Source organism: Paenisporosarcina sp. (assembly GCF_057785155.1).
The window spans coordinates 534912-548456 of sequence record NZ_JBYNRN010000012.1; the positions used below are offsets into that span (position 1 = coordinate 534912).

General features: G+C 36.4%; 9 protein-coding genes. 2 read left to right on the forward strand and 7 right to left on the reverse strand.

What is annotated here, in order from left to right:
• Nucleotides 1-21 precede the first annotated feature (21 nt).
• The 6 genes from odhB to dapF all read right to left on the reverse strand — a co-directional run bounded on the left by odhB (nt 22) and on the right by dapF (nt 9536).
• Nucleotides 22-1287, reverse strand: a complete 1266-nt coding sequence (gene odhB / locus AC3EA5_RS05925; protein WP_488607476.1) for a 2-oxoglutarate dehydrogenase complex dihydrolipoyllysine-residue succinyltransferase — start codon at nt 1285-1287, stop codon at nt 22-24.
• A 27-nt stretch (nt 1288-1314) separates the two neighbouring features.
• Entirely contained in the window at nt 1315-4122 is a 2808-nt protein-coding gene (locus AC3EA5_RS05930; protein ID WP_488607477.1) for a 2-oxoglutarate dehydrogenase E1 component, read from the reverse strand.
• Between the two features lie 229 nt (nt 4123-4351).
• Nucleotides 4352-5761 (reverse strand): HAMP domain-containing sensor histidine kinase, encoded by a 1410-nt coding sequence (locus AC3EA5_RS05935; RefSeq protein WP_488607478.1) that lies wholly within the window; start codon nt 5759-5761, stop codon nt 4352-4354.
• Nucleotides 5758-6432, reverse strand: coding sequence for a response regulator transcription factor (locus AC3EA5_RS05940; RefSeq protein ID WP_488607479.1), 675 nt, complete (start codon nt 6430-6432; stop codon nt 5758-5760). The genes AC3EA5_RS05935 and AC3EA5_RS05940 overlap by 4 nt, the downstream gene beginning before the upstream one ends.
• A 65-nt stretch (nt 6433-6497) precedes the next feature.
• Nucleotides 6498-8537 carry a PAS domain S-box protein gene (locus AC3EA5_RS05945; RefSeq protein ID WP_488607480.1) on the reverse strand — a complete coding sequence of 680 codons (2040 nt, stop codon included), beginning with the start codon at nt 8535-8537 and terminating at the stop codon, nt 6498-6500.
• 27 nt (nt 8538-8564) lie between these two features.
• The gene (dapF, locus tag AC3EA5_RS05950) at nt 8565-9536 is read right to left on the reverse strand and encodes a diaminopimelate epimerase (protein ID WP_488607481.1); all 972 of its coding nucleotides are present in this window, start codon (nt 9534-9536) and stop codon (nt 8565-8567) included.
• 352 nt (nt 9537-9888) lie between these two features.
• Between dapF and AC3EA5_RS05955 the strand changes: the two genes are divergently transcribed.
• Nucleotides 9889-10440: a GNAT family N-acetyltransferase gene (locus tag AC3EA5_RS05955; protein WP_394187928.1), complete on the forward strand. Its 552-nt coding sequence runs from the start codon at nt 9889-9891 to the stop codon at nt 10438-10440.
• Between the two features lie 167 nt (nt 10441-10607).
• Here the strand turns inward: AC3EA5_RS05955 and murG are convergent, their stop codons facing one another.
• Complete coding sequence (gene murG, locus AC3EA5_RS05960; RefSeq protein WP_488607482.1) at nt 10608-11684, reverse strand: undecaprenyldiphospho-muramoylpentapeptide beta-N-acetylglucosaminyltransferase; 1077 nt, start codon at nt 11682-11684, stop codon at nt 10608-10610.
• 236 nt (nt 11685-11920) lie between these two features.
• Between murG and AC3EA5_RS05965 the strand changes: the two genes are divergently transcribed.
• Nucleotides 11921-13273: an MATE family efflux transporter gene (locus tag AC3EA5_RS05965; RefSeq protein ID WP_488607483.1), complete on the forward strand. Its 1353-nt coding sequence runs from the start codon at nt 11921-11923 to the stop codon at nt 13271-13273.
• The last annotated feature ends 272 nt before the right edge of the window (nt 13274-13545 follow it).

A 13545-nucleotide genomic window follows, 5' to 3' on the forward strand; every position in this document is an offset into this window, starting at 1 on the left:
TCGAAGTTGTCTTTACTATTTTTAAGATTCAAGTAATAAATCTTCTGGATTTTCAATTAATTCTTTTACTGTTTTCAAGAATCCAACTGAATCTTTGCCATCAATTACACGATGGTCATAAGAAAGTGCTACATACATCATTGGACGAATTTGAACTTCATCACCAATAGCAACTGGTCGTTTTTGGATAGTGTGCATACCAAGAATACCAACCTGAGTACCATTTAAGATAGGCGTTGACATTAATGATCCAAACACTCCACCATTCGTAATTGTGAACGATCCACCAGTCATATCAGAAATTTGAAGTTTTTTATCGCGGGCTTTCTTTGCTAATTCCCCGATATTTGCTTCAATTTCAGCGAAGTTTTTGCGGTCTGTGTCACGTACGATTGGAACAACAAGTCCCTCTTCAGTAGATACAGCGATTCCGATATCATAGAACTGTTTCAACAATACTTCGTCTCCATCAAGCTCTGCATTTACATAAGGATATTTTTTCAAAGCAGATGTAACTGCTTTAGTGAAGAATGACATGAATCCTAAACGAACATCATGATCTTCAAAGAACTTATCTTTCTTGCGTGAACGTAAAGCCATCACGTTCGTCATATCGATTTCATTAAAAGTAGTCAACATTGCAGTTGATTGCTTCACTTCTAATAAGCGATTTGCAATCGTTTGACGTCGGCGTGACATTTTCTCACGCTTCACTCTGCCGTCATCTTCTTTTGCAGGAGCTTGAGCTTTTGGTGCAGCTGGTGCTGATGTTTGTTTTGGAGCATTTGAATGAGCATCAACATCTTGGACACGAACACGACCCATTGGATCTACAGTTGAAACATTTTGTAGATCAATGCCTTTCTCGCGAGCTAGTTTACGAGCAGCAGGACTTGCAATCGTGCGATCAGTTGAAGAAGACTCTTCTTTACTTTGAATTGGTGCAGCAGGTGCAGATTCTTTCTTTGGAGCTGCTTCTACATCTTTCACAGGAGCATCAGCTTCAGCTGGATCTGCTTCTACCGGATTTTTAGTAGCTGTTCCACTACCAGTTCCTTCACCAACAACGGCAATTACTTGCCCAACTTCTACTGTATCTCCTTCAGCTGCTAAAAGTTCTTGTACAACTCCAGCTTCTTCCGAGATAACTTCAACATTGACCTTATCTGTTTCTAACTCAACGATGAATTCCCCTTTTTCAACGGTATCACCTGGTTGTTTTAACCACTGAGCGATCGTTCCTTCTGTAATCGATTCTGCTAATTCTGGTACTTTAATCTCTGCCAATTTATTTCCTCCTCTAATCGTTGGTTCTTAACGAGTAACAGCCTCTTCTATAATGCGTAATTGTTCGATTTTATGTGTCTCGCCGTCACCTTCGGCAGGACTAGATCGTTTAACACGACCAATGTATCTAACTGCTTTATTTCCAGCAAGATCTCGTAAATAAGGATCCGCGAATGTCCAAGAACCCATATTTTGAGGTTCTTCTTGAACCCAAGCAATTTCCTTCGCATTAGGGAAACGTTCAATAACAGCTTGAATTTTTTCTGATGGGAAAGGATACAATTGTTCCACACGAATCATATGAAGATGATCGAAATCTTTACCATCTTTTACTTTGTCAGCTAAATCGATTGCCATTTTACCGCTTGCAAGAAGAATTCGCTCTACTTTCTTCGCTTGTTTTCCTAAACCTGGTTGTTCTAAGATCGTCTCAAACTGACCTGTAGTTAAATCATTCACATCAGCTCCAACTAATGGATGACGCAATAATGACTTAGGAGAAACGATAATTAATGGACGCATCGTTTCATCACCCAACATCTTCGCTTGTCTACGTAAAATATGGAAATAGTTTGCCGCACTTGAAAGGTTGGCAACTGTCCAGTTATTTTCACCAGCCATTTGTAAATAACGTTCTAAGCGAGCACTTGAATGCTCTGGTCCTTGTCCTTCATATGCATGAGGAAGTAACATAACCAATCCAGATTTTTGTCCCCATTTAGCTCGGCTAGCCGAAATAAATTGGTCAAACATGACTTGTGCCATATTTGCGAAATCTCCATATTGAGCTTCCCAAATAACTAATGCTTTTTCATTTTCTAAATTATAACCAAATTCAAATCCAAGAACGGCAGATTCAGTTAAAGGGCTATTATAAACAACAAATGAAGCCTTCGAATCAGAAATATGATGAAGAGGAACTAATTCCGCTCCCGTTTTTTCATCATGTAAAACTAGATGTCTATGTGCGAATGTTCCACGTTGAGCATCTTGACCTGTCATACGAATAGGATTTCCATCTTGTAAGATTGTTCCTAGTGCAAGTGTTTCTGCATGGGCCCAATCAATTTTCCCTTTGCCTTTAAAAGGCTCTTCGCGACGTTTTAGGATTTTTTCTAGCTTTTTGAATGCTGAAAATTCATTTGGCCAAGTCAATAGCTCTGCATTCATTTTCACTAAAGTTTCTTCTTTAACGCCAGTCGGCACTTCTGGGTATCCATTTAAAACCACTTCAGGAATGACGATTTCTTGATGTTCCGCTTCAGGAACTTCTTTCACTCGGTCATAAGCATCTTGTAGTGTTTTTTGAATGTCTTTTTCAAGGTCTTTCACATCTTGATCAGCTAATACTTGATCAGACACTAATTGCTTACCGTACAATTCTCGAACAGTAGGATGTTTATGAATTGCATGATACATGGTTGGGTTTGTAACTAAAGGTTCATCCATTTCATTGTGACCAAAACGACGGTAGCCGATTAAATCGATTAAAATGTCTTTCCCAAATTGTTCACGATATTCAAATGCTAAACGAGCAACTGCAATAACAGATTCAACATCGTCAGCATTAACATGAATGACTGGTACTTCAAAACCTTTTGCAGGATCTGAAGAGTAATGAGTTGATCGTGAATCATAATACTCAGTTGTAAATCCAATCATATTGTTAGCAATAATATGGATTGACCCACCTGTTTGGAATCCACGCACTCTACTATAGTTTAACGTTTCTGTGACTACCCCTTGACCTGGGAAAGCAGCATCTCCGTGAATTAAAACAGCATATGCAGATTTTGGATTTTGAACAGGTACTCCAGTTTCTGCAGTTTCTTCTTGAGCAGCTCGTGTAAGACCAGTTACGATTGGACTCACCACTTCTAAGTGTGAAGGATTATAAGCTAACTTAACTTTTAAACCTGACTTAGCAGTATGGGTAGCACCCATATGATATTTAACATCACCAAACCAACCCTTTGTAATTTGCAAAGAGTTATCTTTCGGCAAAAATGAATCATTTGGGACATGAGCAAAATCAGCAAACATCATGTCATACGGTTTGTTTACAACATGCGTAAGTACATTAAGACGTCCGCGGTGTGCCATTCCGATTAAGATTTCTTTCGTTTGTTGTTTTTCTGATTGACGCACTAGCTCGTCTAATAACACAACTAATGTATCAAGACCTTCAATTGAGAAACGTTTAGCACCTACAAATGTACGGTGAATAAATTTCTCGAAGCCCTCTATTTCAGATAAACGGTTAAGTAAGTCTTTACGTTCTTCAGATGATAATTTTAATTTCATTGATGATGATTCAATTTTTGATTGAATCCATTGACGTTCTTGCGAATTAATAATGTGCGCAAACTCATACGCAATCTTATCTGTGTAGAAAGATTTTAGATGTTCAATTACTTCTAAACCATTTTTGAGGTTATTAGGATTTTTCATTAACAAAGAAGCTGGCATTTCTTTAAGATCTGCTTCAGTTAAGCCATATGAAGATGGATCCAATCTCGTAGAATCTTTCGGACGATCATTTAATGGATAAATGTCCGCTGCTAAATGACCATGAGCACGTATAGCATCAGCTAATTGAACGGCTGCAAGGAATTTTCCAAAATTGTTTTCATCAATATGTTTAGACGCAGAAAAATCGACAGCATTTTCAGTAATTGCTGACGGTGCACCATATTGTTTAAATAATTCAGCAAGATCTGCCTCTACTAACTCAGGTGATTCGAGGTACAAATCATACATTTCTAACATATAACCTAAATTCGGACCAGAAAGTTTAGCCCATGGTGACCCGTTCGGTGTCCCGTATTTTAACATTTAGAAAACCCTCCAACTTTTGCCAAGCGGCATTTCCTATTTCTCTTTTATACAATCCATCTTATTTTATCACGTTACTCCTTCTTATCAAAGGATTGCTTCTTAACGCATAAGAAGAACATTTTTTCCATTTCAATCTTACTACTATCCATAGAAAATACAATGGGTTTTATTCAAATAAAGCAAACTTTTTCATAATGTCGAAATAAAGCGTTCAATTCACAAGATTTTAGTTCTTAGCTATGGGGAAAATCACAGTGAAAGTTGTTCCCATTCCTTCTTCACTTTTAACTTTAACGTTACCTTGCACATTTTCGACAAGCATTTTTACAATACTTAAACCTAAACCGCTACCCCCAGAATCTCTAGATCGAGCAGACTCAACGCGATAGAAACGATTAAAAATCTGTGATAATTGTTCTTTCGTCATTCCAATGCCTTCATCTTTTACATGAACCATCACTTTTTCTGAGTTTGTCCCATAAGAAATCGTAATCTTGGCTGGTTCCTTACTATAGCGAATGGCATTCGTTAAAATGTTTCTCATAATTTGTTGATATGAATTTGGTGAAATTCGAACCTGTAATGCTTTTAGTTCATAATCGGCATGTTGTATATGTGCACTTGGAAACAGTTGAACCATTTCACCAATTACTTCATCAGTTTCTAGCTTAATATTTATTGGCGGGTACTCCTTTAGCTGTTGACCTCGAGCAAGCTCCAGCATTTCATCAATTAACTGTTTCATTTTTTGGGTTTCAGCTAAAGACGTTTGTAATGACTCATCTAATATTTTCGGATCTAATTTCCCCCACCGATTTAATAAAGCAAGGTGCCCTTCTACGACCTGTATAGGTGTGCGCAATTCGTGAGATGCATCAGCCATAAACTGCTGTTGCTGTTCAAAAGATACTTTGAGCTTATTCATCATCGATTCGTAAACGGAAATTAGTTCGCCAATTTCATCCTTCTCCTTGTACGAGAGTTGAACTTCGCGCTCAAAACCATATTGATTCACATTTACCATTGTTTCTTTGAGTTCTCTTAAAGGTTTTAGCAAATAATTAGCTAGTGTATAACCGATCCACCCAGAAAGGAGTAGAGCTCCAATGCCAAACAAAATCATGGCAGTTAATATGTATGACATGGTTGACTTAAAGGCGTTAAGCGGATGAATAAGTTGTATATAACCATCAAAACGACCTAACCTTAAATGACCAGTGGCAGATATAAATTCTGACTCATCGGTATTAATTTTATAGCCTGTCCTAGGGACCATTGCATGGTCAAATGGCGGAAAAGTCGACGTATTATTAATCCGAACAATTTCAATGCCATCCACATTTAATAAGCGTACTGTTTGATCTTTATCAATGATTGAATTCATAAGCCCTTTGTTTGCTTGAATGTCTTGTATCGTTAATGAAAGTCCTTGAGTCTCAAAGAATGTAGTCAAGTCTTGCATCGTTCTTTTTACTTCTTGTTCTTCTTGTTGATACAGCCACCCATGTAAAGCAAGAAAGAGAACCATGCTCATTAATGCAAAGCTCAAAAAAATCACACTAGCTGAACCAATTGTCCATTTTTGCTTTAATGAAAGAGACCAGACATAATGTTTGTATTTATGAAGGATGTTCATTCTCTCATCACGTATCCGACTCCTCTGACGGTTTCAATATATTTAGCCGTTTGCATAGGCAATTTCGAGCGCAAGTGTCGGATATATACATCGACGACATTGGTTTCTATATCAGCTAAATAACCCCATACATTTTCAAGAATTAAGTCACGGGAAAGCACACGATTTTTTTGTTCTACCAGGTACGCAAGCAGATCGTATTCTGTTTTAGTTAGTTCAACAGTTAGACTGTTTACAGAGACAACGTGAGCCACTGTATCTATCTCAATTTCTTTAAAAATTAACTTATTTTCTTTCTTATCCTCAATTGCTGTTCTTCTAAGTGCAGCACGTATTCTAGCTAATAATTCTTCTATGGCAAAGGGTTTAATAATATAATCATCAGCTCCAGCATCCAATCCTGCTACTCTATCTAAAACCGCATCTCTCGCTGTAATTAATAGGATAGGAACATTTGAAAAACTTCGAATTCTTCTGCATACTTCAATTCCATTTAGCTCAGGCAACATGACATCCAATAAAATTACATCGAATTCCTCCGTTTTTGCAGAATCTAATCCAAGTCGACCATTACTATGGTGGACAACGTCAAATCCCTCATGTTGCAACTCAAGTTCAATAAATCGCGCGATGGATTGTTCATCTTCGACCAACAAAATACGTGGTTTCACCTTGTCCCCCCCTAAGTGAATAGGAATATGAATAAAAAACCGCTCCGAAAATCGGCACGGTTTTATTATTGATATTCGTCAAAAATTAAGTATTGATTTTTCCCTAATCTCTTCACTTCGTATAGAGCAACATCTGCTTTTTCTAAAAGCTCATCAATTGTTGCTCCGTGTTCGGGATAAAATGCGATTCCGATCGAAGATGTTGGTGTGAAGGATGTGTTCTTTATTTTCCATCCTTCTTTTAATGATGTTTGTATACGGTCAATAATAGAAGTTATCTGCAACTTTCGCTCGTTTGGAGTTTTAGAAACGTTATTAATCAAAATAACAAATTCATCTCCACCAATTCGTGCGACTAAGTCTTCAGTTCTCACACTTGCTTGAAGAGCGATTCCAAAGTGACGAATGAATTCATCGCCAATATCATGACCGAATTCATCATTTACAGATTTGAAATCATCCCCATCTAAATATAAAACAGCAATTGAAGATTCAAGTTGATTTGCTTTTTGGACTAACTCAGGAAATTCTTTTAACAAAAAACTCCTGTTTGGAAGCTGCGTTAAATTATCATGGTAAGCCATAAAACGGAGTCTTTCTTCAAGCTTCTTCCGCTCAGATATCTCTCTAGACACAATGACATGTTGGAATACTTTTTCACGGTCAGCGTCTTGTACAGCAATGATGGATGTCTCAGTCCAAATCAGTTCGCCATCTGCTCTTTTTAATCGCATCTCAAAACGCATTTCTTCCCCAGAATTTAACCGTTCGAACAATTCTTCATTCCACAAGTGCTGATCTTCTTCTGCAACCATTTCAGAATAGAATCTGCCTAACATTTGTTCATTGTCGAAATATAACAGTTTATCATGTGATGGCGAAGTATAAAGGACCATCCCATCATCATTCGTTATGGCAATTAAGTCATTCGTATTTTCAGTAATCAACTTAAACGTTTTTTCAATGTTTCGAAGTTCTGTCATGACACTCTTTTTATCCGTTATATCAAACTGAAAAACAAGAATATTTTCTAATTCGTTATGTTCATTAAATAACGGGATGACAGTTGTATCTCCCCAATATACTGAACCAAATTTCGTTTGATTTCTCATTTCTCCGCGCCATATTTTTTCGGAAAGCAAAGTATCCCATAGCGTATTTAAGAAATCTGACCCCTGACGATTTGTATTTAACGTTTGAAAGGGTTTTCCAATAATTTCATTCCGTTTGTATCCAGTAACGTCTACGAATAATTCATTCACATAGTCAATCTGACCATTAGAATCGATCATAATGACCATTGCAGCCGTACTTATTGCTCGTTTATAGCTTTCAAGAATATGTCTGGTATTTCTTAAACTTTCTTTTAATTCTAGTTCATCCGAGACCTCTTGCAGCAAAATATACATCGCGACTACTTGTCCATCTTTACGAATTGGTGAATAACTAACTAAAAAGGTACCTACATCACCTGATGATTTCGTTCTTTTAACTAAGACAGATGACTTTGCTTCACCTTTAAGATTAGATTCAACATGACTTTCAACTGAATTTCTCTCATCACTTGGAATGAAAGGCAAATTTAAATAATGCTTACCACGCCAATCTTTTAGTGTGTAGCCGAAAACATCTTCAAATTTTGGATTCATATCAAAAATTTTGCCTTCATTTGTAACCACAATGGTTGGATCCACGGTCATAGATAATAAAGACTGCATAAAGGCATACTTCTCTTCTATTTCTTTTTCTACAGAGACTTCCTTTGTTATAGCTAAAATGTATTGTTGGCCTTCAAACAAAATGGGCTTTACAGTAGTTTCATTAACTAATTGCACATCTGAGAATAAAAAGAAGTCTTGAAAAGTCGTTTCGACCTGTCCATCAATAGCTTTCATATAATTTGATTGAATATCATTCAAATGTTCAGTAGATACCATTTCCTGCATTAAACGGTCTATGGGACATTCTTTGAAAATAAGTCGTGCACTTGGATTTACATAGATATAGCGAAAAGTTTGGTCATCTTGTCGTAAGAAAAAAACCAAATCCTTCGAGTTTCCATATAATAAATCGAATTGAGTTTTCGAGAAAAAAGGAACATTCATGGTATCACCCCCTCTGGTTGTATAAATTTACGACCAGTTTTCTTTAACTTGATTTGAAGCGTATTCAGTCAATTTTTGATAGTCGGCTACTTCTTCTAGGTGATTCGTCTTTTCAATCCATTTAAAAAGGTTGTTATTATCATACTCACCAATAAAGGTGCCAATTACAGTCGCATTACCGATCAATGTAACTTCATGTTGATTTTGCTTTTTGCCAATCACACATTTAACAAAACCACCAGGATTGTATACCGTTACATCGCCTTTAGGAAGTAAATCTATTTCTGTTGCCACTAATGCAGAAGCACTCATCGCCGTGCCACAAGCATTCGTAAATCCTACCCCTCTTTCAAACGTTCGAACAAAAATACTTGTTTCATTAACAGGATGGACATAGCTTACATTTACGCCATCAGAAAAATATGGATTTACGCTATTTAAATATGTTGCAAGTTGTTCTTGATGCTCTAAGTTTTCAATATACTGTATAGGAACAATTCCTATTAAATGAGGATTTGGTATTGAAACCGCCGTGAAATGTATATCATCTGCAAATTCCGGAACAATTTGATTGATAACTGAGCTTTGATCGTTATAGGTCATAGGTAAGCTTGACAGATTAAATGACACAGGAGATATCTGTACTGAATAAGTAGGAATATCATTGAAAATAGCAGTTTCGTTTTGTACCAATAAATCTACTTTCATTGTTTCAATTATTGCGCGACTTTTTTGGGATTTATCTAACACATACCTCGCCACACATCTTAAACCGTTTCCGCACATAGAGGCTTCCGAACCATCTGAATTATATACACGCATTTTATAGTCTGCATATGCTGATTTTGACACTACCAATATTCCATCTGCACCATTTTCGTTCGTTGGATCGCAAATAGTAATGGCTAGACTTGGCCAATCATATTGAGTATTCTCTTGCTCTTCATGCAAGTAAAAAGTGTTACCTGAACCGTGTACTTTTTGGAATGATAATTCCATAAAATCTCCTCCAATTACCCTATTACTATATGATAAATGTAAACGCAAGTGGTGACAACTAAACAACGAATTTTAAGCATTTATTTTGTAACAAAAATTACACAAATTTTACGTAATTTTTTCTTTGCATTTTGAGGAAAAGTTAGTATAGTAATAAAGCAAACAATTTCATATAACGATTTATCGTCAAATAGATCGTTAGGGAAGGCAAATGGTGCGCCACCAGCAATACGTCTGGTCCTAGTGGGTTCGATTCCCACCCCGGAATTTTTTATGCAATACAAAATGAAAAATTTCGAGGGGCTAGGGCTTGATTTCTCTCTTGACCTGCCCCGTTACGGAGGCGTTCAACATGATTAAACGACGTGAATTACACGAATGTGGTCACTTATTCGAGTATTTATCGCACCCATCTGTCTTCCCTTACGTGCGTCAAAAAGCAAATTCTGCTGAAGAATTTATGTTTATGACGAAACAATTGATGGAAGAAGAAGAACGAGGCGAGGTTATCTCGCGTACGATTACCGATGACTATGGTCAACCTATTGGTACGATCAATTTATACGACATTCAAGATCAAGCTGGATTTCTGGGAACTTGGATTGGTCAGCCTTTTCAAGGGAAAGGGTTTAACCAAAAAGCAAAAAATCTATTCTTAGAAGAATTGTTTTATCAGCATAACATTAATACTGTATTTCTTAGAATTAATGCTAAAAATGAAAAGTCGATTCGTGCTGCTGAAAAATTAGCCTATACGATGAAAGCAAATGACACTCATCCCGTATTATTAGCGGAAATTAATTCAGGTGTTCCGCAATACGAGTTATACCAAATTCCAAAAGATTTGTTTTATCTTTCTACAGCAGCTGCAAGATTTGCTGAAGAAGAAGAACAAGCCATGTAATTACAAACAAACCGCTAAAGCAAAATGCTTTAGCGGTTTTTCTTTTGAAGAGTTAAAATTATTAATGGATATTTCAAAAAAAGATGACGGGTGAACCAAAAATCAGGACTTACCGAATTTTTGGAACCACCAATGTATTATTTAATCAACCTTAACTATTCTAAATCTTAAATAGAATATGATGTAATAATTTTAACCATTTCTTCAGGTGTTTTTGCCATCTCTGCTTCGTCCATCTTCGCTTTCAAATGAGGTGCTTCAGTTGCTAATTGTGAAATGGAAGCTAGTAAGGACTCTGTCGTAACCTCTTCTTCTTCAAGAACTAATGCCCACTCATTCTTTTTAAATAAATTGGCATTCAGTATTTGGTCTCCCCTACTTTTTTGTTTTGAAAGCGGGATTAGTAACATGGGTTTATTTAATGCCATAAATTCAAAGATTGAATTAGAACCTGCCCGAGAAATTATTAGATCAGAAGCATGCAATAAATCAGAAAGTTCATCCGTTACATATTCAAACTGTTTGTATCCTTTTGTCCCTTCTAACGCATCATCTTTTTTCCCTTTACCACATAAGTGAATAACGTCATACGTCATTAGTAGCTGCGGAAGATTATTTCGTATTGCGTCATTAATCACAGTGGACCCTTGGCTTCCCCCCATAACTAATATGACGGGCTTAAACCCCGAAAAATCACATTTTTGTAGTCCAGCTTGTTTATTCCCTTCAAATAACTGAGAACGAATGATAGATCCTGAACAACTAGATTTTTCTTTAGGTATATGTTTTAATGTCTCAGGAAAAATGGAAAAGATATGATGTGCAAAAGGTATTGCAATTTTGTTCGCTAAACCAGGTGAAACATCAGACTCATGTATAACCACTGGGATGTTAGCGATTTTTCCAGCGATGACAACCGGGACTGACACGAAACCACCTTTTGAAAAGATAACAGATGGTTTAACTTTCTTTAAAATGACCAATGATTGTAAAAGGCCTTTTGCTACACGAATGGGATCTGTGAAATTCTTAATGGATGCGTATCTTCTTAATTTTCCACTTGAAATCGCATGGTATTGAATATGAGGAAATGCATCACGGATAATTTCATTTTCAATTCCTTCTTTTGAACCAATATAATGAATGTCATAATTCTCTTTTTCTAAGGTTGGTATGATGGCTTGATTAAGCGAAACATGACCAGCTGTTCCCCCACCAGTTAATACAATTGTTTTTTTCTTCATTCATTTTCTCCTATCGATTTTAATTTCACAGAATCTCTATTGTTCATTTACATAAAACGTTTCATTCCTTTACATAATATACACTATTTCAGTGTGTTACAGATACGTTTTCAAGCAATGAAATAAAAGTGTAAAGGTGATAATCGGTTTGTTGTGGTAGAATTTTCTGACTTAATACAGACGGATGAATAAATGCTATACTTAAGGAAATTTTTTGAGAATCTTGGTGAAAACATATGCACGAAACGACACAAATGAAAGAAAAATGGGCTTTATTAATTAAAATTGTTTTTCCTATATTAATAACCCAAGTTTCCCTATATTTAGTATCCTTTTTCGATATTTTAATGACCAGTCGATATGGTAGTGAAGATTTAGCCGGTGTAGCTGTAGGTTCATCATTTTGGGTTCCGATTTACACGGGTTTAGCTGGAATTCTGTTAGCAACCACGCCACTTGTAGCTCATTTAGTTGGTGCGAAGAAAAAAAATGAAGTTAAAACAATTGTCCAGCAAGGATTATTCCTATCTTTAGCACTTTCCATTGTTGTCATAATCATATTATTATTTTCAATCAATCCCTTATTAAATGTGATGGATTTGGAAATGCGAGTTCATGATGTGGCCAAGTCTTATTTAACTGCTATGTTAATTGGTATCATTCCACTTTTTGCGTATACGGTTATTCGTTCATATATGGATGCTCTTGGGAAAACAAGGATTACGATGATTATAAGCTTGCTTTCGGCTCCTATTAATATATGTTTTAACTATTTACTTATTTTCGGTGCCTTTGGTTTTCCTGAATTAGGAGGAGCTGGGGCTGGATACGCATCTGCTATTACGTATTGGCTCATCTTTTTCATCGCAGTTTTCATTGCGCATAGACTTGAACCATTTAAAGAATATGAGCTATTTAAAAATTGGACATCTGCTCAGTTTTCTAAATGGCTTGAGATCAGCAAGATTGGAATTCCAATTGGCTTATCTATTTTTGCAGAAACGAGTATTTTTTCTGCAGTTACGTTGATGATGGCTAGCTATAGCACAGCTGTTATATCAGCCCATCAAATTGCACTAAATTTCACATCATTGTTATATATGGTGCCACTGAGTATATCTATTGGTGCAACAGTATTAGTTGGCTATGAAGTGGGGGCAAAAAGATTACGCGATGCTCGAACATATAGTTGGCTGAGTGTTGGTACTGCTATCATTTTTAGCTTTTTCTCAGCGTGTGTCTTATTTTTCTTCCGAGAACAAATCGCTTCTCTTTACACTACTGATAAAGAGGTCATTAAATTAACCATTCACTTCTTTATATTTGCTGCTTTGTTCCAGCTATCTGATGCTATTCAAGCTCCAGTTCAAGGGTCATTAAGAGGATATAAGGATGTAAATGTAACGTTTATAATGGCAATTATTTCATATTGGGTAATTGGATTGCCTGTTGGATATCTTTTATCTAAATTCACGGAATTTGGTCCATTTGGTTATTGGATCGGGTTAATCGTTGGTTTAACTGCAGGAGCCATTACACTATCTTATAGATTAATTAGAATTCAAAGAAAAGGAACACAATCCATTTGAGACTGTGTTCCTTTCTTACTGTAGACAAACAATAAAATGTTGATTTCCATTACTACGGAAGCTTTCTAGGGACACGGCTTCAGCCGCTTCCTTCGCGATGCTCAGTCCAGGGTCTTTAGCTCGTGCTAATCCCCTTAGAGTCGCCGTCTCCATTCCAATCAACTGAATTGCTGTAAATATAAATATTAAATGTTTTTTCTATTTCAAGTTAGCATTTCTAAACTCATCAGTTATCACAACTTTGTAAACTAAAAGAAGTGGAATTATATAAT